Source organism: Erythrobacter sp. YT30, assembly GCF_001542875.1.
In the GTDB taxonomy this organism is placed as follows: domain Bacteria; phylum Pseudomonadota; class Alphaproteobacteria; order Sphingomonadales; family Sphingomonadaceae; genus Erythrobacter.
Map to the genome: position 1 here is coordinate 546,594 of NZ_LMAF01000002.1, position 20,527 is coordinate 567,120.

A 20,527-nucleotide genomic window follows, 5' to 3' on the forward strand; every position below is an offset into this window, starting at 1 on the left:
CTCCGATTGAAGGAAAAGTCTTTCGGTGAGAAATTGCCGATAGAGAGAGTATCCCACAAAAAACGTGGCACAGATCGCCACAAATTTCAGTCCTGCGTGGATGAAATTCTCGAACAACTCTGGCCCTTTCGACGTCCCTCTAGCGGCATGACTACGCGTTATAAAACACTTTTGCCAACCTCGTTCGTCCTGAGCTTGTCGAAGGGCTGCTTTTCTTTTGTGTCAGTCGCCAGAAGAAGGGCAATGCTTCGACAAGCTCAGCATGAACGGAATTTGGGGAGCGGGTTCTAACCCTGAGCCCCATGCTCCTTGCGGGCAATCTCATGAAGCCAGTCGGCGTGGCGCGGTGCCTTTTTGGTTTTGCTCCATTCATCGAGCATCAGCGGGGCCACACGCTTTAGCTCGGCGTATTGCTCATCGGTGCCGATATCGGCGGCGAGTTCTACGCGGTGACCGTTGGGATCGAAGAAATAAATCGATTTGAAAATGCCGTGATGCGTCGGGCCCAGAACGTCGATGCCTTGTCCCTCGATGTGCTCTTTGGCCGCCATCAAAGCCGCTTCATCGGGCACGCGAAATGCGAGGTGCTGGACCCATTGCGGCGTGTTGGGATCGCTTCCCATTTCGGGCTGATTGGGCAGCTCGAAAAACGCAAGGATATTGCCATTTCCCGCATCGAGGAAGACGTGCATATACGGATCATATGCGCCGGTTGAGGGCACGTGATCCTCGGCAAAAGCGGTCGTATAATCCATGCCGAGCACGCGGCCATACCATTCGACCGTTTCCTTGGCGTCCTTGCAGCGATAGGCCGCGTGGTGGACACCGGCGAGATTGACGGGGTGGCTCATTGTGCCGGCTCTTTTGTGCCCGCATCAAGCACTCCGCGCGCGATCTGATCGCGCTCAATGCTTTCGAACAGGGCTTTAAAATTGCCTTCGCCAAATCCGTCATCGCCTTTGCGCTGGATGAATTCGAAGAAAACGGGGCCGACTTGCGCCTCGGCAAAGATCTGGAGGAGCAGGCGTGGTTGGCCACCCTCGGTCGTGCCATCAAGCAGAATGCCGCGCATTTTGAGCGCTTCTGCATCTTCGCCGTGAGCGGGAAGGCGCTCATCGAGCATTTCGTAATAGGTCTCTGGCGGCGCGGTCATGAACGGCACGCCGAACTCTTTAAGGCGATCCCAGCATGCAACCAGATCATCGCAGATCAGAGCGATATGCTGGATGCCTTCGCCGTTGAATTCCTTCAGGAATTCCTCGATCTGGCCTTTGCCGCCTTCGCCTTCTTCGTTCAGAGGAATGCGGATTTTGCCGTCTGGTGCGGTGAGCGCTTTGGAGGTGAGGCCGGTATATTCGCCCTTGATGTCGAAGAACCGGATTTCCTTGAAGTTGAACAGGCTCTCATAATAATCGGCCCAATACTTCATGCGGCCGGTGTAGACGTTGTGCGTCAGGTGATCGATCAGCTTAAAGCCCGCGCCTTCGGGGTGCGGATCGACATCGGGCAGGTAATCGAAATCGATATCGTAAATGGTGAGGCTTTTGCCTTCCGCGCCGTCATAGCGATCGACCAGATACAGGATCGCGCCGCCAATGCCGCGAATGGCCGGGATGCGCAGTTCCATCGGGCCTGCCTCGTTCGCGACAGGTTCTGCGCCCTGTTCCATTAGGTGATCGTAAGCCTTGGCCGCATCGCGTACGCGGAATGCCATGCCGCAGGCTGACGGGCCGTGTTCGCGCGCAAAGTACCATGCGGCAGAGCGTGGTTCGTAGTTCGCAATCAGATTGATGCCGCCCTGACGCCACAGGTGCACGTCTTTCGAGCGGTGCTTTGCAACGAGCGTAAAGCCCATGGCTTCAAACACTGGCTCAAGCACGCCCTTTTCCGGCGCGCAAAACTCGACAAATTCAAAGCCATCAAGGCCAGCGGGATTTTCGAAAAGATCACCGGGATAGATCGGAGCTTGAACGGTCATGTCTGGTTTGCCTTTGCGAGAGGGATATAGTTACAATTGAAACTATATAGGGAAATCGAGTGGTTTTGTCAAAAATCCCCCTCCCCTCTATTTTCGGATGGGTTTCAGGAACAAACCCGCGCCAAGTTGAGGCCTTTATTGGTCCGCGAAACGCTCAATTTCGCCCCGAATGGCTCGCCCGATTCGAAAGCAATGCGAGTGGCTTCATCGCTCAAATCCGCATTGCCAACGACGCGTTCTCCGGCATCATTGCGGCCAATCCAGATGGCAGTCGCCCCCTTCTTGCTGTGATTAATCGTATAGCTTTCGACCGTGGCGGCATCGAAAGGCTCGCTCGAACGGGCGACCGCGTCATCCGCCTTGGCCAGCTCTTCAAACCGATCATTGGCGGACCAGTCAGCAGGCTCGGTTGAATAGATGCCGGTCGCATATTTGCTCATCCAGCCGCCATTCGCACCGACCAGCGCAAAGGATCCGCGTTTGGAGCGCGCGCGCTCTACCGCTTCGGCGATGGCGTGGGCGGAGTAATTGTTCCCTGCCCCACCGAAGAACGGGAGTCCGCCCGTCAGCGTCAAGCCGCGCGGATCGTCATGCGACAGGCCGAAATGATCGCATTGATTGAAGACGGGGATCGCAAAACAGGAGTAGAAATCGAGAAAGCCGATATCCTCCACCCCCTTGCCCGCCCGCGTCAAGGCCGTCTCGACACTGGCAATCGAGGCTGGATTGGCCGCCAGATCGGGCCGCTCGGAAAGTTCCAATTCGGTCGCGGAAGTGACGGAATGGATGTGCACCCATTTATCCTCCGGCACACCCAATTCGCGCGCTTTGCCAACACTTGCAATGATGATGCTTGCTGCCTGGTTCACCTGATCACGCGCGACTGTCATGCGCGGATAGGGTTCAGCAACGATCCGGTTGCGCTCTGTGATGGTCGCAAGTTCCTCGGCGCTGCGTTCAACAGGAGCGGCTGCATGGGGATTGGTGGCCGCCACACGCGTGAAGGGCGCAAAAAGCTCCCCGATATCGCGGCGGTATTCTTCGAGGCTTTTGCCCAGCGCATGACGGCGCGCATTTTCGGCGATGGCATAAAGCGGGATCGCGCCCCCTGCTCCATGCGCGAACAGGGCGGGCTCAATCATGCCATCAAGGCCAAAGCCCTGATCTTCGAATTCGCCGCCAATCTCTTCAGACCAGTCGGGCGTTTCACCCTTTGCTGAAAGCGCAAGCACGGTCGAAATCGCCTCTGCACCCACAATCGCGGCGCACTGGCATTCACCATTCGCGATATCGCGGGCATATTCACCGACCAGCTTCTGATTGGTCTGACCGCCCGTTGTCGTCAGAACCTGCCGGGGAGGATTGGCACCCACGCGCTTCGCAATCGCTCCGGGTACATTATTAGGCGCGCCGAAGGGCGGCTCTTTACCCGGACGCGACATTTCAAACGCGCGGATCGCGGCAAGCGTATCAATCGCGCCTGCCACCGATCCTGTCGCCCCGCTATCGGCAATCGCTCCCGCTAGAGAACGACCAGCCAGGTCCATATAGGACAGCGCCTCATAACCCGGCTGATCGACACGCTCTGAATACTGGCCGACGCCGATAATGACCGGCGTGTTGTCCCCAAAAGCAGAGGGCGCGTCAGTCAACGAAATCGTCCACGCGCTCAACAATGATCGCAGGCGCCATGCCGCCGGCTGCACACATTGTCACAAGGCCGGTTTTAAGATCGCGGCGCTCAAGCTCGTCGATAATGGTGCCGATCAGAATTGAGCCGGTCGCGCCGATGGGATGGCCAAGTGCGATAGACCCGCCGTTCACATTGACCTTGTCCCAATCGAGCCCGAGATCGCGCACAAACTTCGCGGCGACGACCGCAAAGGCCTCGTTGATTTCGAACAGGTCGATATCCTCAAGGGTCATGCCAGCCTTTTCGAGCACCTTCTTTGCTGCTGGAACGGGCGCGTTAAGCATCAGCGTTGGATCATCGCCCATATTCGCAGTCTGCACGATGCGGGCGCGGGGTTTCAGGCCGTGCTTTTGCGCGTATTCCTTTGAGCATACCAGCACCGCTGCCGCGCCATCAACGACGCCGGATGAATTGCCCGCGTGGTGGAAATGCTGGATATCGAGATCGGGGTATTTCTGATTGATCAGCCCGCGGAACGTCGTGCCTTTCGCATCAAGCGGAACATCCGCGATCTTGGTAAAGGCAGGTTCCAATCCGGCCAGCGTTTCCATCGTTGTTTGAGGGCGCGGATATTCCTCGCGGTCGAGGATGACGGTGCCATCGTCGGCGGTCACGGGAACGACCGACTTGTCAAAACGCCCTTCGCTGATTGCTTCAGCAGCGCGCTTCTGCGAGCGGTATCCGACTTCATCGAGCTCTTCGCGGGTGAAGCCTTCCATCGTCGCAATCGCATCGCCGCAAATGCCCTGGTGCGATTGCGGGTGAACAGTCTGGAGGCGCTCGTTATAGCTGCCCATCATCGGCGGCTTGATCCCTGCCTGCATTTTCTCTTTCGACATCGCGGCGGTAAGGCTCATCATCTCTGTGCCGCCTGCAACGATGCAGTCTTCCATGCCGCTCATCACTTGGGCCGCTGCCAAGTTCACCGACGTGATGCCGCCGCCGCAAAAGCGATCGAGCGTCGTCCCTGATGAGGTGATATCATAGCCCGCATCAAGCGCTGCCATCCGGCCCAGATCGCCCGACTGCATGCCGTCCTGTGTGGAAACGGACCAGATCACATCATCGACTGTCGAGGTATCGAGACCGTTACGCTCCGCAATTGCTTTCAGAACAGTCGCCGCCAGATGCTGCGGATGCTCTTCTGCGAGCGCGCCCTTGCCCTGTTTGCCAATGCCGCGCGGCGTGCGCACTGCGTCAATGATGTAAGCTTCGCCCATAACTACCTCTCCAATTTGCGGTTGACGTATCCGTAAACCCACTGCACTCCACGCACAACAATCAGTTTCTAATAAAAATGGGAGTGCACCTGTGAGTGAAGAAGTCCTGACCGAAGTTGATAATGGCGTTTTGATCGTCACCATCAATCGGCCTGAAGCCAAGAACGCGATGACCAAAGCCGCATCCGAAGCGATTGCAGCGGCGATGGACCGGCTCGACGCTGAAGATGATCTGCGCGCAGGCATTCTGACAGGGGCTGGTGGGACGTTCTGTTCGGGCATGGATTTGAAAGGCTTCCTTCGCGGTGAAAGCCCCAGTGTGCCTGGCAGAGGATTTGGCGGCGTGGTGGAAGCGCCTCCTGCAAAACCGCTTATTGCAGCCGTGGAAGGCTATGCGCTGGCTGGCGGGCTTGAATTGATGATCGCATGTGATCTGGTGGTTGCGAATGCTGGTGCGAAATTCGGCATCCCCGAAGCAAAGCGCGGCCTTGTGGCGGCGGCTGGCGGGGTAATGATGCTGCCTGATCAAATTCCAGAACGGATCGCGATGGAGCTTGCCCTGACGGGTGACTTTATCGATGCCCCGCGCGCCTATGAGCTTGGCCTTATCAACCGCGTGACCGAAGGGTCTGCGCTTGAAGGCGCGAAAGAACTCGCCGCAAAGATCGCCGCTAACGGCCCGCTTGCCGTCAAAGTGTCCAAGCAAGTGATGAAGGAATCGCGCGGTTGGGCGATGGAAGATCGCTATAAAAATCAGGCGAAGCTTATCGCTCCGGTGTTCGTATCTGAAGACGCGCGCGAAGGCGCGGCGGCGTTTGCCGAGAAGCGTGCGCCGAACTGGAAGGGTAAGTAAAAGGTTTTGATTTGGAGCGCGCTTTAGGGCGCGCGCCGTAGCCACCCGCTCCCTCCACCCTTCCACCCCGATGGTATCCGGTAGGCTCCGGGTGGAAGGGTGGAGGGAGCGGGTGGCTTCGGCCAAATGGAGAGAAAAAGATGCCAGTAATTGACGTTCCGCAGCCCGCTTTCATGGATGACGAGGAAATCTCGATCTATGCCGATGCAGTGGGCAAATTCTTCGCGGATAAGGCCCCGCAAAAACGGGTCGAGAAATGGCGCGAGGATGGCCAGGTAGAACGCGAATTCTGGCGTGAGGCTGGTACGGCCGGGCTTCTCGGCGTTTCAGTGCCGAGCGATTTTGGCGGGCATGGTGGCGATTTCCGCCACGACATGGTCGTCATCAACGAACAGGCGAAAGCAGGCGTCGAAGGCTTTGCCGCGAGCCTCCACAACACCATTATCCTGCCCTATCTCGTGCGCCACGGTACCGATGAGCAAAAGCAGAAATACCTGCCCAAGCTCGTCTCGGGCGATCTCGTCAGCGCGATTGCGATGAGCGAGCCTGATGCCGGATCCGATTTGCAGAGCATCAAGACCACCGCCTTGCAAGACGGCAATGGCTACCGCCTCAATGGTTCCAAGACGTGGATTTCGAACGGGCAGATCGCCGACTTCATCATTGTTGTTGCCAAGACCGATCCTGCCGAGGGCGCTAAAGGCATTTCGCTGCTGCTTCTCGAGACCGATGGTGCAGATGGATTCCAGCGCGGTAAAAAGCTCGACAAGGTCGGCCTCGATGCGCAGGACACCTCCGAGCTGTTCTTCGACGATGTCTTTATCCCAGCAGACAACATCCTTGGCGGCGTTGAAGGCAAGGGCTTTTACCAGCTGATGGGAGAGCTTCCGCAGGAACGCCTCGTCATCGCGATGCAGGCGATGATCGGGGTCGAAAAAGCGCTCGAAGTCACTGTCGATTACGTCAAGAACCGCAAGGCTTTCGGCAAGACGATCTGGGATTTCCAGAACACGCAGTTCACTCTGGCGGATCTTAAGGCTCGTGGTACGGCGGCGCGCGTCTTCGTCAATGATTGCATTGCCAAATTGCTCGAAGGCAAACTGGATGTGGCAACCGCCAGCATGGCGAAATACTGGGTGACGGAGCTGCAAAGCGAAGTCGTCGACAAGTGCCTCCAATTCCACGGCGGCGCGGGATACATCAACGATTACCCCATCGCTCGCATGTACCGCGACACGCGGATCGCGCGCATCTATGGCGGGTCCAACGAGATCATGAAGATGTTGATCGCGCGTTCGATGTAATTTGTGATTTGCGTGCCCCAATCCAGGGGCACGTCCTCGCTAGACGCGCGGCAAGCCGCGCCCGCTGCGGAGCGGCCGCGTGGCCTTGCGACGCCTTCGGCGTCGATATCTCGACCGAAACCAAAAAAAGGCGGCCTGCTGTGTAAGCAAGCCGCCTTTTCTATTGGCCCTCTCCCAAAGGCCGGAAGTTTGTCCAGCTCAGATCAGAACTGCGTCCGCACCGTCACACCGTAAGTGCGCGGTTCGAGGACGAAGCTTGAACGGGCGTTGATTGAGCCTGTACCGCGCAGCACGTTATTGAACGTCACACCGCGAGTCACAACATCGGTGACGTTGAGCACAAACGCCTCGATCGACCATGCATCATCAACATCGCCGATCCCTGCACGCAGGTTGATCTTGACGTTCGCGTCTTGAACATCGCCCACAATCAGAGGTGCCGCTTCAACTGCAGCCCGAATTTCCGCTTCGGTCGCTCCTGCTGGAACAGTGGGCGGAACGATTGCCTGCGTTGACGTGCGTTCATCCGAAACCATGCGGCCCTGTGCCGAGATGAAGAAATCGAGGTTGTCGGTCAGTTCATTTTCATAGAGCACGCCCGCAATCGCGGTCAGCCCTGCGGCATTGGTCAGGTCATTGCCGCACAGCGAAATCACCGTCACGTTGACCAGATCGCCATTACAATCGTCGGGATAGCGCGAGTCCAAAATGGTCGTCGCCAAATTGAACGTCCAGTTGTCGTTTGGACGAATGACGCTTTCAATCTCAATACCCGTTGAAATCGCCTCCGGCACATTGAACGACTGGAACGCAGCGCCGGTGAATTCGAGCACCTGGAAGTTCGTGAATTCCTGATGGAAAGCCGCGATATTCAAAGTCACCGCATCATCAAGGAAGCGCGATTTGATGCCGATTTCATAAGCATCAACTTCTTCAGATTCGAAGGTTGGGTCCGCGCCAAAAACGCCAGCGGTTGTATCAAGGTTGATACCGCCCGCTTTGTAGCCATGCGTGAAGCTTGCATAGGCGTTGATTTCCGGGCTGAATTCATAACCAAGCTTGACCGTGTAGATCAGCTCTTCGTCTTTAAATGTGTCCTGGAAGGTTTGCGGTGTTGGCAGAATAGCCGATTCAGGAAGGTCTGCTGGCGCGGTAAAGCCAAAACAGGCTGTTAAAACGGCAAGCGGCTCTAAAGGCCCAAGCGGAGGCAGCGCACCACCGGTCAATCCGGCGACGAATGCAGGGCACACGTCATTGGTGTTTTCAATTTGGGTGAACCCGCCCGACTTGCTCTCATCAGACCAACGCGCGCCGAGCGTAAACTCGAGCCCATCGGTGATTTCGAACGTGTTGTGCGTAAAGATCGACCAGCTTTCCGCGCTCTGCGTAAACTGGTTGAGGCTGCTCGACTGAGCCGGATCAAGTCCGCCGGTTAGCGTTGTGAGCGGCTCTGGACCAAGCGTCCCGAGCGTCGCGCCGCCCGAAAGGCCCGCAAATAGGAAGCCGGTCAGCTCACCGAAATCCTCGCCGAGCGTGAAGCGGTTGTTAGCCTCAATCTGCTCGTCCGAATAATAGCCGCCAATCATGTAGTTAAGGCGGCCACCCAGCGCCTCACCCTGGATGCGAAGCTCAGCCGTGAATGTATCGATCTGTGTGTCGAGATCGACATTCAAAATATCGATCGCCGAGAACGAGGAATCGTAGGCCTCAATCCCGCTAAACTCGCGATACGAACCGATGAAGATCACATCGGCGTTATCGCCAAGCGGATGTTCGATTTCAGCGACAATGCCCCAGTTTTCGATATCCGCAACCGGAATGCGGTTAAGCGCGACTGTGCGATCCTGCGCAGCGTCCTTGATTGCTCGTTGATCGAACGGATCGCGCGCAAAATTGTTGGTCGGTTGACCGCCGGTAGCGCCCAGCCCGACGGCTGGGAAGAACGGGCTCAGTGGCGTTTCAAACACCTGCACCGCCGCGCCGGAGCTGGACTGGTTTTTGGCATAATCGGCGATGATCCGGCCCTTGAAGCCAGTATCGGTTTCCCAGCCGAGCTGACCACGAAGCAGATAGCGATCAATGTCATTTGTATCGCCGATTTCGTTGCCAGCCGCATCAACTACCGTGAGAGCGCCATCACGCTCGCGATAGGCGCCTGTCAGACGCAGCGCTAGAGTGTCTTCGACCACAGGAACGTTGATCGCGCCCTGCACGCCAAGCTCATCAAAGCGGCCATAGGTCGCGTTGGCAAAGCCGCCAAATTCGCTGAGGTCTGGCCGTTTGTTGGTGATGTTCAATGCACCAGCCGACGTGTTGCGCCCGAACAGAGTGCCTTGCGGGCCACGCAAAACCTCAACGCGTTCGATATCGACAAACTCGCCAAGCGCAACGCCGGGGCGCGACTGGTAAGCGCCGTCGATGAAGATACCGACAGCCGATTCAAACCCGATATTGTTTGATGTCGTACCGACACCGCGAACACGCAGCACGACGGAGCCTGATGCGATCTGCGCGGTCGTGCTTGAGAAGCTTGGCGCAACCGCCGTCACATCGCGGATTTCGTTGACGCCTTGCCGCTCAAGCTGAGCAGGTCCGACCGCGGTAACAGCCAGCGGAATGTCCTGAACGTCCTGTGCCCGGCGGGTTGCCGTCACGATAATAACGTTGTCATCAACCTCTGGGGCTTCCAGTCCGTCCGCGTCCTGCGCGAATGCCGGTGCTGTGAATGTCGTGCAGGCCATAAGGCCGGCAGCATAAGCGACAAGCTTACGTGTCATTGTTCTCTCTCCCTCTAGACCGGCCTTATTCGGCTCGTGTTCTAACAAAGTGAGACTATCAGCGCTTTCTTACCTAACAAGACTCCCGGTGCGCTTTTACTGTGGAGTAGTAAAAATGCAACAATACGTGTTGCAATGCAGCATTATGTCGCAGTGCAGCATGTCTGAGATCATTTCTTGCGCCGGTGTTTTGGGCGGATGGGTCAGGATTAGTAGCCTACACGCACGCCCAGCCAGAATGTTTGCGGGACGCCCAGATCAATCGCCCCGTTCGCATTGCGCGTGACGATGGTCTCATCGAGCACATTTTCCCCGCGCACGATCACGCTGATGCGGTTGGTGATGGGTGCGGCAGCAAACAGATCGAGTGTTGTCGCAGGCACCAGCCGATCGGTTTCCTTATCATCCTCAAACTGGGCAGACACGTGGCGCAAGGTCCCCGCCAAACGCCAGCCATCAGCAGGTCGCCATGCCAAAGTCGCCGACGCTGCAAATTCGGGCGTTTGCGGTGGGCGATTGCCATCAAGCGCAATCGAAGCGCCCTCACCAGCGATCTCGGCATCAGTGTAGGCGAGCGAGGCATCAAAGCTGACCTGGCCAATATCGGCCGCAAGGCTTGCCTCAATCCCCTGCGCATCGATTGCGGGCAGGTTCTGACGCTGGCGCAGATTGGGCGCGAGCGTCACATTGGCAATCGCGTTTTCAACCTCATTATCGAATGCGGTCAGTGACAGCTGCACATTGCGCGCGGCTCTCCAATCAAGGCCGATTTCGAAGCCTTCCAATCGCTCGTTTTCAAGCTCGGCGTTGGCCTGCGTGACCACGGGGAAGACAACAAAGGGTCGATAGAGTTCATTCAGCGTTGGCAACCGCAGCCCGGTATACGCAGCCCCGCGAAGCTCCAGATCGCGTGAGGCATAAAAGACCGTGCCCGCGCGCCAACTGAGCGCCCAATCCGATCGGTCTTCTGCAATCGTTTCGCTGACCAGCGCACCTGCGGCATCGACCGCGCGGAAAAAACCGTCATCGATCGATGTGTAGTCCGCGCGCAGGCCGCCCGTCAGGATGAGCGGACCTATCTGCCAATCGTCTTCGACAAAGAAGCCCAGATTGCTGTTTGTGCCCCCTGCACGGCGGCGTTCCCTCAACGCTCCGGTGAATGCACTGAATGCTTCTTCCTGCAATTCGCCATCCGCGCGGCGATAATCGACGCCGAGGCGAACCGTGTGCGCTTCATCAATGGGCGGGCGCACTTCAAGCTTTCCGCCCAGCCCTGTCGATGGCGTGTTGCGTTGATCCAGCACCTGCGTGAAGCGGGTTGAACTGATGACTATGTTCGAGAAATTGCGTGCCTGGACATAGGCGAGCGCATCAAATTCCCAATCCCCGCGCCCAATCACCCTGACGCTGGCGTCCTGGCCCTGATGCGAAGAATCCGCGCCTTCAAATCGCAATGTCCGATTGTCATCGAACGCGCTCACACGGGCTTGCAATTCGGTTGTATCGCCAAGTGGTGCGACCGCGCGAAGGCCCACTTGCCAATTGTCGAACGCTGCCCTTGCGCTTGCGGGAACGCGTTGATCATCGGGCGTTGTGAAAAAGCCCCGCCCCCTGTCCCAGCGCCCACTGATAACGCCAAAACCGCGGCCCAGATTGCTCGTTACGCTTGCGCTCGCCTCGGTTTCAGCCCGGTCATTGACGAGCACGCTGCCAGCAAACGGGCCAAGCGTCTGGGGCCCGGCGCTTTCAAGCTCGATCGTGCCAGCCAGCGCGCCTGCGCCGAAAGGCCCTGACCCGCCGCCGCGCGTCACCCGGATTTGTGCAAGGCTTTCAGGCGCAATTGCGCTGAGCGGGATAAACCCGAAAAACGGATCGGCAATCGGCACACCATCAAGCAAGACAAGCGCGCGGCTTGTCGCATTGCCGCCGAGTGCGCGCAGGGTCACCCCTTGTGCTGATGGATTGGCAGAGCGGCTATCGGATCGGCGGAATTGCTGAAAGCCAGCAATGTTTTCAAGCACGTCCTCGATGCGGCCCGATCCACTCGAAACGATGGTTTCGCGCCCCAGCGTATTCCCTGCATAGGCGAGAGAGGAAAGCGGCTGTTCAAGCCCTTCGCCGGTGACGACGATCTCGCTCTCTTCATTGTCTTGGAACTGCTCGACGGGCTCGTCTTGAGCCAGAATTGGAGCGGTTAAAGCAAGGCAGGAAGCGGAAACGACAAATCGGGCAGAACGGATCATGCCGCAGCGCCTAGCCGCATGCCCCGTCAAAGTCAGTTGCAAAATGCTATCAAGACTCGCTTTTCGCCTCAGTGTGTGTTTACGTGCGCGTTAACAAGCAAAAGCTTGCCAAAGAGAGGACCCCATGTCGGCACACGCGCCCATTACACAAAAACCCGATTTCGACGTTCTCATCGTCGGTGCGGGAATCTCCGGCATCGGCATGGCTGCTCACATGAAGATGAAAGCGCCGAACCACTCTTTTGCGATTGTCGAACGGCGCGAGAATCTCGGCGGGACGTGGGATTTGTTCCGCTATCCCGGCATTCGCTCCGACAGTGACATGCACACATTGGGCTTTGATTTCGAACCCTGGCGGCACGAAAAAAGCATCGCGGATGCGCCGGCAATCCTCGAATACTTGAACCGCATCGTCGATGAACGCGACATCCGCCGCCACATCAGCTTTGGCCAGAAAGTGATTTCCGCCGATTTCCGCGAAAACGAGGCGCGCTGGCATGTCGAGATCGAGAACGAAGACGGATCACGCCACCGCGTCACCGCCAACTTCGTTTATCTCGGTTCAGGCTATTACGATTATGATGAACCGCATGATGCCGGGTTTGATCTGTCCGCTTTCGAAGGGGATGTGTGGCACCCGCAATTCTGGCCCGACAATCCCGATTACACCGGCAAGAAGATCGTCGTTATCGGATCAGGCGCAACTGCAGTGACGATCGTGCCTGCCATGGCCGAAAAGGCCGAGCGGATCACCATGCTCCAGCGCACCCCCACCTGGATGGTATCGCGCCCGGCAAAGGACAAGTTCGCCAACACGCTGCGCAAGATCCTGCCTGAAAACCTCGCCTACAAGATCACGCGGGCGCGCAATATCTGGATGCAGGATTTCACCTACAAGATTGCGCGCAACAAGCCTGAAAAGGTGAAGAAGAACCTCACCAAAGGCCTCGAAAAGGCGATGGGCAAGGATTACGACAAGGACGCATTTACCCCGCCCTATAATCCATGGGAACAGCGGCTGTGCCTGGTGCCCGATGCCGACATGTTCGAAGCGATCAATTCAGGCAAGGCTGAGATCGCGACCGGCCATATCGAAGCGTTCGAAGCAAACGGCATCCGCCTCAAATCAGGCGAATTCATCGAAGCCGACGCGATCATCACCGCGACTGGCCTTAAACTTGCTGTCGCTGGGAAAATCACATTCAGCGTCGATGGCGAGCTCGTCGATTTTTCAGAGCGGTTTTATTACAAGGGCTGCATGTATTCGAACCTGCCCAATCTCGCGGTGGTGTTCGGATATCTCAACGCCAGCTGGACTTTGCGCGCGGACATTAACGCCGATTACATCTGCCGCGTCCTCAACATGATGCGCGATCGTGGATGCGATATCGTGAAGCCCGTTTTGACCCCGGAAATGGAAGCCGACCTTGAGCTCGAAGACATCTACGGCATCTTCTCCAGCGGTTATCTGCAGCGCGCAAGACTGATCAATCCGAAAAGCAGCAAGAGCTTCCCCTGGTGGCTCAATCAGGAATACGTGGTTGATCGCAAGCAAATGCGCGAAAGCCCGGTGGATGACGGATTGCTGGAATTCTCCCAATCAAGCGGCAACGCGGCAAGCGAGGCAGAGGAACTCGAAGCGGCTGAGTGATCGCCCTTCCGCACCCAATTCGATCAAACTCTTGCTTGAGCCTTTGGGGCGGTTTGCCTAATCACCAGCGATATGACCTCTTCCGAGAAAATCTGGACCGCCGGCCTCGTCATTATTGGCGATGAAATCCTGTCTGGCCGAACCCAGGACAAGAATATCGCGCAAATCGCCACGTGGCTTCAGGTGCAGGGCATCCGCCTTGCCGAAGTGCGCGTGGTTTCCGATGACGAAGATCACATTGTCGAGGCGGTAAATGCGCTTCGAGCTGGCAATGATTACCTCTTCACCACCGGCGGCATCGGGCCGACGCATGATGATATCACCGTTGATGCCGTCGCAAAGGCGCTGGGCGTCGAGGTGATCATCCATCCCGAAGCGCGCGCAATTCTCGAAAAATACTATGCCGACAAAGGCGGCCTGAGCGAGGGGCGCCTGCGCATGGCGCGCGTGCCCGACGGGGCCGAACTGATCCCCAATCGCATGTCTGGCGCGCCCGGCATTCGCCGAGGGAACGTGATCCTGATGGCTGGCGTCCCTCACATCACGGCAGGGATGCTCGATGCGCTGACCGGCAAGCTTGAAGGCGGCGCGCCACTGGTCAGCGAAACGGTGGGAAGCTGGGTAGCGGAAAGCGAGATTGCCCAGTTACTGCGCGAAGTCGAACAGGCCCATGAAGGCTGCCAGATCGGCTCCTATCCCTTCTTTCGCGAAGGCAAAGTGGGCGCCAATTTCGTTATCCGGTCAACCAGCCGCGAAACGGTGCAGAGCGCGATCGACAGCCTGACCGATGGTCTCGCCACCAACGGCTATGACTTCACGCCCGGCGGGATCTAACCTGGAACTTTGGAGCGCGGGCTAAGCCGCTCAAGTTCTGCCTGTAATCCGGGACTTATTCGCCCGAAAGCTCCTTATCACGGGCGCGGCGGCGATTATCGGTGAGCTTGCGAAAGCGCTCCACCATGGCGCGCCGCGTGTCGCCGGGTTCATGATCGGCCATCCACAAACGCAGCCGCGCCCAGAAATAGATGACGGCAGCAATGCCCAGCAGCGTCCCTGCAGCTATGCCAAGCTGCGTATCGTAATTCGCCAGAAGGGCGAATGCGGCCACAAAAACGCCAAGCACAAGCCATTTGGGATCGAACATGGTATCTCCATCAATAGGGATCGCGCCCAAGGAAATAGCGCGCCGTGGTTTGGTTAAAACTGACATGTGATTTTCCGGTTCCAATTCAAGCTGTTGAAGAGGCCGAAACTTGCAGTGTGTCGGCGCACACCGGCAGTTCGTCGGAAATCAGGAATTGGTTACGCTTCAGTCTGCTGGCGAGGTCGCCAGTCGCGCTGAATTGCGGCGATCGTTCATTAGCCGCACTTACGAAACACGACGCGCGCGCCATTGGTGCGAGTGACAGTGAGCTGATCGTCGGTCAAACTCTCAACCGTTAGCATGATCGGCTTGGGATCGGTGACTGGCCTTGTACTGTCAGCATCACCAAGAATGTAGGTTTCGCGAACGACAATCGCGATCCGCTTACCGAGAAGGCGCCAATCGCCATTCTGCTCATACGCTGAAAACGCCCCGTTCTCATTAAGTGCCATTCCAACGTCACTAGCACAGCCATCGCCCAATTCGACCCAATTGCCAGCGAGATTGGCAATGGTAACTGGCAAAGCGGTTGCCATCGGCTGGCTTGAGGCATCATCGGCCGCCTTAAGCGCGCGGCTTTCCAGTTCGGTGCCGTTCCAGCTCCATTCCCACTTGCACACATGCGCAAATTCACATGAACCGCCCTGGCTGGACGTGCGCAGTGTGTTTCCGACAAGGGTTGGCTCAATCTCGCGATGGTTGAGAATGGGCTTGGGCCAGTCGCCGGGGCGGTATTGCGAAGACAGATAGATATCGATGCTGCAATTGTGCATGCCGCAAAAGCCAGCGCCTTTCTTCATCATCGCGCTTCCCGATTGGCACGTGACCTGCGCCCAATCGAACAGCACGTCGCTGCGGCCATCGCGGTCGAGATCAGCGCGCCTGATCGCGGTTGGTGAAAGGGTGACGGCGCCGCTGCAGGCATCGCGTGCTTTCGTCTCCAGATCGGATCGGGAGATGGGCAGTGCGTCGGCGCTTTGCGCTAAGGCCGCCCCCGGCATCGCAAAGACTGTCACAAGACTTGCCAAACCCACCGCAAACGCTCGCATGAAGAATTCCCCTGACTGCCCTAATCACAATGTGACGCTTGGCGAATGAGTGTGACGTGAACAGGCCTCAAATGCAAAAGGGGCTGGCAGCGTCGTGCTGCCAGCCCCTCTTTTGTTGCTTCTGGTTGAAGCCTTCGGGCGTTTACGCGCCTTCGACTTCTGCCATATCGATCTTGAGGCCGGGGCCCATGGTCGATGTGAGCGAGATTTTCTTAACGTATTTGCCTTTGGCGCCAGACGGCTTGGCTTTGACAACGGCCTGCGTCAGCGCTTCGAAATTGGCTTTCAACGCGTCATCAGAGAATGACAACTTGCCAATGCCGGAATGGATGATGCCCATTTTCTCAACGCGGAATTCAACCTGGCCGCCTTTGGCGTCCTTAACGGCTTGTTCGACGTTCGGCGTCACGGTGCCAAGCTTCGGGTTCGGCATCAGGCCTTTGGGGCCCAGCACTTTACCCAAACGACCGACAACACCCATCATGTCCGGGGTTGCAATCACGCGGTCATAGTCGAGATTGCCGTTCTGCATGTCTTCCATCAGGTCTTCCGCGCCAACCTTGTCAGCACCGGCTGCGGCAGCTTTTTCAGCATTATCGCCCTTGGCGAACACGGCGACTTTCACATCCTTGCCCGTGCCCGAAGGAAGCGAGATCATGCCGCGGACCATCTGGTCTGCGTGACGCGGATCAACGCCAAGGTTCATCGACAGTTCGACAGTCTCGTCAAACTTCGCTTTGTGCTCGCGAAGTGTCGCGATGGCTTCATCGACAGTGTAGAGCTTTTCGTTGTCGAGCTGCGCAAGAGCTTTTTGCTTTTTGGTCATTTTAGCCATTGGTTCAGCCCTCCACTTCCAGGCCCATCGAGGCAGCGGAGCCTTCGATGATCTTCATCGCCTGATCGATATCGTTCGCGTTGAGATCGGCCATCTTGGTTTCGGCGATTTCCTTGATCTGAGCGCGGCTGATCTTGCCGACCTTGTCCTTGTTCGGTTCACCTGAACCCTTTTTCACCTTGGCGGCCTTCTTGAGAAGGTAAGACGCTGGCGGGGTCTTGGTGGTAAATGTGAACGAGCGGTCCGCATAGACGGTGATCGTCGTTGGGATCGGGGCGTTCTTTTCCATGTCCTGCGTCGCGGCGTTAAACGCCTTGCAGAATTCCATGATGTTGACGCCGCGCTGACCCAATGCCGGGCCGATTGGCGGGGACGGGTTTGCAGTGCCGGCGGGCACTTGCAGCTTGATATAGCCTTCGATTTTCTTGGCCACGATGGGCCTCCTTTCGCACTGTTTCCTTCAGGGCCCTGTCCTGAGCCTGTCGAAGGATCATGTTAAGCGGTCTGGCAGTTGGCCCATGGGCCAACCTCCCGCACGGTGTTCCCGATGTGTTGGGAAGCGGCGCACATAGCGTTTTGGCGCGCGATTGCAAGCTATTTGGAGCGCGCCCACGCCTTGTTCAAGCGTCGGCTAGTATGGCGAGCAGCGCATAATACAGCGTGAGAAATTAGCCAGCGTTTCGTCCACAATTCCTTGTTAACCTGTAACTATTATTCGGATCTCGATACCAGTTTTATCGAACATGCCAGGAGGGACTTTGTGCTAAACGCAGCCATCAAACTTAAGGACATCATTTCGAGTAACGTTACAGCTCTGGTGGATTCAGCCGCAGACCCAGCAAAGCTGCTCAACAATCTCCAGCGAGAATTCGAAGCATCGATTGTGGCTTTGGAAGGTGACCGCGCAAAGGCAGTAAGGCGCCTGAAAGACTTGGAAGCGAACTATGTTCAAAACGAGATGCGCGAGGCTGATTGGGGCGACAAGGCCAAGACAGCGATGGCAAGCGGCGACGAATCGCTTGCCCGCCAGGCGCTGATGGCCCGCGAAGACTGCCGCGAGCTTCTCTCGTCAATTGAGCGCGAAGGCCAGATCGCAAAGACCGAACTTGCAGCAATTGAAGAAGCCATCGAAGAGCTTGAGATAAAGCGCGAAGATGCGCGTCAACGCGCGCAAGATCAGGCAGCTTCAGCTGGCGGGCATTCGACTACGGCGCGCGGGTCAAAAACTGACAAGCGCCTCGAAAAGATCACAAAGATGCAAAAGCGTGCCGAATTCGCGACCGATCACGTGTCACCAGGCATCAGCGAAGCAGCAGCGAGCCGTGACATAGAGGAGCTGCGCCGCAAGGAATTGATCGAGAAAGAACTGGAAGCGCTGCGTCCAGGTTCTACTTCAGCAAAACGCCGCAAGTCGAAGTAACCGACGCTCCATCTTCCCACTTCACCAGCTCAAGTCGAGGCATTTTCATCTCCTTGGTCCGGCTGGTGAGGTGGAAATTACTGCTGAGATTGCAGCGACAGGCCCGCAGGGTATTTGAGGCTTTCAACGCTACGCGCGCCGCTTCTCTACTCACCGGGAACGCCGTTTAAAAGCGTGGCCCTTGGTCCTACCAGCTTGGAGCGGGGCCTCTCCCTCCTCACGCGTCGGCGAGCACTCGTTTGGGATGCATGCCATCGACATAGCCCATGAACGGTTCGTGGATCGAATAGCCGAGCATTTCCTGCACGCGTAACGGCAGCTTTGCCGCCTTTTCCGGTGGGACGGCGAGCAATTGCTGCTCCAGCGGGCGGCACCATCCCATGCAGAATTGCGGCGTGACGATCAGTCGGCGATCGCCTGACGTGTTTGCCCCGCCTCTGTGCCACAAAGTCCCCTTGGCAATCATCAGCGATCCTGCGGGCATGGTCGCTTTCAGCATATCGGGATGCGCGCCGTCGGGCAGATCGTCATCCACCTTGCCGGTGAGGAAGTCTTGCGGTCCTGACGCGCCCTCGGGCCGCTCTTCACCCCACAGATGGCTGCCCGGAATAATCTCGGTCGCGCCGTTCGCCTCGGTCGTCTCGGTCAGCGACCAGAACGTCGACATGCTTAAGGGCGCGCGCGGTCTTGCAAGGCCGCAATGGCTATCATCAAAGTGCCAGGGCTGCGCAGTCTCACCGGGCAGGAGATTGATCGCAAGGCAAGCATAGAGCAGGAACGAGCGGCCCAATTCGCGTTCACCAAAGGCAATTTGCAGCGGATGCGAAACCAGATCGGCGAACACAGGATCCTTGGCCAACATCGCATAGATCCGATTGGAATCCGCGCCTTCAAAATTGTTGCGCCCGCGTACGTCCTTCGAAAGCCATACCTCCAGCGCATCGATCTGCCTTTGGATTGCAGCTTCATCGAGCACGTTTTCAAAGATCACGTAGCCTTCGCGGTCAAACTGCTCGAACGTTTCGGCGAGCGTACGCCCACCCAGGAAAGGTGCGAGCGTTTGTTCGGTTGCGGCGTCGATTGGTGTCATGGTGTCCTCTCTCAAAAACGCGAATCCCTGCTTGCGTTCTGCTGCCCAACGATCTACTCCACACTTAAATTGAATTCAATTCAAAAATGGATATGTGGTGGACGAACTCAAAACCAACCAGGCAGTCAGCACCCGCAAAGCAGCGCGGCGCGAGGCGATCCTCGATGCGGCAGAAAAGCTGACAATCGAAACGGGCGGCGAGTTTGAAATCAGCCATCTTGCAAAGGCGGCCGGCGTTTCCAATGGCCTCGCCTATCATTATTTCGGATCGAAAGACGGCCTGATCGAAGCCGTGATTGACCGATTTTACCGGCGATATTCATTGGTGCTCGACAAGCCCACAGATCCCGACATTGCCTGGTCTGTGCGGGAACGGGCGCGGCTCGAAGAGGTCATCGCGTTCCTTTACGCCGATCCTTTTGCGCCAACCGTCTTCGGATCATTGGCGCACAGGCGCGTCACCGAAAGGGAATGGGAAATTCAACGCGACATGGTGGGCAAGGCTGCGCGCAATATCCGATCTGGCCAGCGCAGGGGCCACATCCCAACCGAGATCGATAGCGAGCTGGCAGGCGCCGCGATTATCGGCGCCGTCCGCGCAACGATGATCACAGCGATGCAAATGGAGCCTCGCCCGTCACCTGAAAAAGTGGCGGGCCAGCTTTGGGATATTATCGAAGGTGCCGTCGGCGTTCGGTCTGCTCGCTAGAGCGCACCGATCACTTCACCAATTCAACCTGTTCAAAGTCGAGCTCGACAGGCGTCGCGCGGCCAAAGATCGAAACCGATACCTTGACCTTGGCTTTGTCGAAATCGAGTTCCTCGACAACTCCGTTGAAGCTTGCGAATGGGCCGTCGAGCACCTTGACCTGATCGCCGATTTCGTAATCGACGCTGATGTCCTGCTTAGGTGCGGCCTTCGCTTCTTCGACACCGCCGAAATAGCGCGCAGCTTCTTTTTCGCTGATCGGTTGCGGCTTGTTGCCTGATCCCAGAAAGCCGGTGACCTTGGGCGTGTTCTTCACGAGGTGATAGACATCGTCCGTCATGTTCAGCTTGGCAAGGACATAGCCGGGCATGAACTTGCGCTCGACCTGCACCTTTTTGCCCCGCTTTACTTCGGTGACGGTTTCGGTCGGCACTTCGACTTCTTCGACGCCTTCGGACAGACCCAGCCGATCTGCTTCGGCGAGGATTGCCTCTTTCACCTTGTTTTCAAAGCCCGAATAAGCGTGGATGATGTACCAGCGAGCCATGGAGTGTCCTTAGA

Annotated in this window: 18 protein-coding genes; 6 read left to right on the forward strand and 12 right to left on the reverse strand. The window is 57.3% G+C overall.

The window, feature by feature from the left end; genetic code table 11:
- Positions 1-287: 287 nt before the first annotated feature.
- The 4 genes from AUC45_RS07230 to AUC45_RS07245 form a co-directional block, all read right to left on the reverse strand.
- A complete protein-coding gene (locus AUC45_RS07230) occupies positions 288-851 on the reverse strand; it encodes a VOC family protein (protein ID WP_067600427.1) in 564 nt (187 codons plus the stop codon).
- Positions 848-1,978 carry a 4-hydroxyphenylpyruvate dioxygenase gene (hppD, locus tag AUC45_RS07235; RefSeq protein ID WP_067600430.1) on the reverse strand — a complete coding sequence of 377 codons (1,131 nt, stop codon included), beginning with the start codon at positions 1,976-1,978 and terminating at the stop codon, positions 848-850. The genes AUC45_RS07230 and hppD overlap by 4 nt, the downstream gene beginning before the upstream one ends.
- A 104-nt stretch (positions 1,979-2,082) precedes the next feature.
- Positions 2,083-3,630, reverse strand: coding sequence for an acetyl-CoA acetyltransferase (locus AUC45_RS07240; protein ID WP_067600433.1), 1,548 nt, complete (start codon positions 3,628-3,630; stop codon positions 2,083-2,085).
- Positions 3,623-4,891: an acetyl-CoA C-acetyltransferase gene (locus tag AUC45_RS07245; protein ID WP_067600436.1), complete on the reverse strand. Its 1,269-nt coding sequence runs from the start codon at positions 4,889-4,891 to the stop codon at positions 3,623-3,625. The genes AUC45_RS07240 and AUC45_RS07245 overlap by 8 nt, the downstream gene beginning before the upstream one ends.
- A 91-nt stretch (positions 4,892-4,982) precedes the next feature.
- On the opposite strand from AUC45_RS07245, the gene AUC45_RS07250 reads away from it, so the two are divergent.
- Together AUC45_RS07250 and AUC45_RS07255 are read left to right on the forward strand one after the other, a co-directional pair.
- A complete protein-coding gene (locus tag AUC45_RS07250; protein WP_067600439.1) occupies positions 4,983-5,744 on the forward strand; it encodes a crotonase/enoyl-CoA hydratase family protein in 762 nt (253 codons plus the stop codon).
- Positions 5,745-5,884: 140 nt separating this feature from the next.
- Positions 5,885-7,048 carry an acyl-CoA dehydrogenase family protein gene (locus tag AUC45_RS07255; RefSeq protein ID WP_067600441.1) on the forward strand — a complete coding sequence of 388 codons (1,164 nt, stop codon included), beginning with the start codon at positions 5,885-5,887 and terminating at the stop codon, positions 7,046-7,048.
- Positions 7,049-7,251: 203 nt separating this feature from the next.
- On the opposite strand, the gene AUC45_RS07260 is transcribed toward AUC45_RS07255, so the two are convergent.
- Positions 7,252-9,825 (reverse strand): TonB-dependent receptor, encoded by a 2,574-nt coding sequence (locus AUC45_RS07260; protein ID WP_067600444.1) that lies wholly within the window; start codon positions 9,823-9,825, stop codon positions 7,252-7,254.
- A 209-nt stretch (positions 9,826-10,034) separates the two neighbouring features.
- A complete protein-coding gene (locus AUC45_RS07265) occupies positions 10,035-12,068 on the reverse strand; it encodes a TonB-dependent receptor (protein ID WP_067600447.1) in 2,034 nt (677 codons plus the stop codon).
- Between the two features lie 124 nt (positions 12,069-12,192).
- On the opposite strand from AUC45_RS07265, the gene AUC45_RS07270 reads away from it, so the two are divergent.
- Together AUC45_RS07270 and AUC45_RS07275 are read left to right on the forward strand one after the other, a co-directional pair.
- On the forward strand, positions 12,193-13,719 hold the full coding sequence (locus AUC45_RS07270; RefSeq protein WP_067600450.1) for an NAD(P)/FAD-dependent oxidoreductase: 1,527 nt from the start codon (positions 12,193-12,195) through the stop codon (positions 13,717-13,719).
- 72 nt (positions 13,720-13,791) lie between these two features.
- Positions 13,792-14,553: a molybdopterin-binding protein gene (locus AUC45_RS07275; protein ID WP_067600453.1), complete on the forward strand. Its 762-nt coding sequence runs from the start codon at positions 13,792-13,794 to the stop codon at positions 14,551-14,553.
- A 55-nt stretch (positions 14,554-14,608) separates the two neighbouring features.
- Here the strand turns inward: AUC45_RS07275 and AUC45_RS07280 are convergent, their stop codons facing one another.
- From AUC45_RS07280 to rplK, 4 genes are all read right to left on the reverse strand, one after another.
- A complete protein-coding gene (locus tag AUC45_RS07280) occupies positions 14,609-14,929 on the reverse strand; it encodes a hypothetical protein (RefSeq protein ID WP_156423788.1) in 321 nt (106 codons plus the stop codon).
- Between the two features lie 149 nt (positions 14,930-15,078).
- Positions 15,079-15,912: a hypothetical protein gene (locus AUC45_RS07285; RefSeq protein WP_067600459.1), complete on the reverse strand. Its 834-nt coding sequence runs from the start codon at positions 15,910-15,912 to the stop codon at positions 15,079-15,081.
- A gap of 142 nt (positions 15,913-16,054) precedes the next feature.
- The gene (gene rplA / locus AUC45_RS07290; protein WP_067600462.1) at positions 16,055-16,747 is read right to left on the reverse strand and encodes a 50S ribosomal protein L1; all 693 of its coding nucleotides are present in this window, start codon (positions 16,745-16,747) and stop codon (positions 16,055-16,057) included.
- Positions 16,748-16,751: 4 nt separating this feature from the next.
- Complete coding sequence (gene rplK / locus AUC45_RS07295; protein WP_067600465.1) at positions 16,752-17,180, reverse strand: 50S ribosomal protein L11; 429 nt, start codon at positions 17,178-17,180, stop codon at positions 16,752-16,754.
- Between the two features lie 327 nt (positions 17,181-17,507).
- Between rplK and AUC45_RS07300 the strand changes: the two genes are divergently transcribed.
- Entirely contained in the window at positions 17,508-18,167 is a 660-nt protein-coding gene (locus AUC45_RS07300; protein ID WP_197409529.1) for a PspA/IM30 family protein, read from the forward strand.
- A gap of 217 nt (positions 18,168-18,384) precedes the next feature.
- Here the strand turns inward: AUC45_RS07300 and AUC45_RS07305 are convergent, their stop codons facing one another.
- Positions 18,385-19,257: a phytanoyl-CoA dioxygenase family protein gene (locus tag AUC45_RS07305; protein WP_067600472.1), complete on the reverse strand. Its 873-nt coding sequence runs from the start codon at positions 19,255-19,257 to the stop codon at positions 18,385-18,387.
- 97 nt (positions 19,258-19,354) lie between these two features.
- On the opposite strand from AUC45_RS07305, the gene AUC45_RS07310 reads away from it, so the two are divergent.
- Positions 19,355-19,966, forward strand: coding sequence for a TetR/AcrR family transcriptional regulator (locus tag AUC45_RS07310; protein ID WP_067600474.1), 612 nt, complete (start codon positions 19,355-19,357; stop codon positions 19,964-19,966).
- A 10-nt stretch (positions 19,967-19,976) separates the two neighbouring features.
- Here the strand turns inward: AUC45_RS07310 and nusG are convergent, their stop codons facing one another.
- Positions 19,977-20,513, reverse strand: a complete 537-nt coding sequence (nusG, locus tag AUC45_RS07315; protein WP_067600477.1) for a transcription termination/antitermination protein NusG — start codon at positions 20,511-20,513, stop codon at positions 19,977-19,979.
- Positions 20,514-20,527 lie beyond the last annotated feature (14 nt).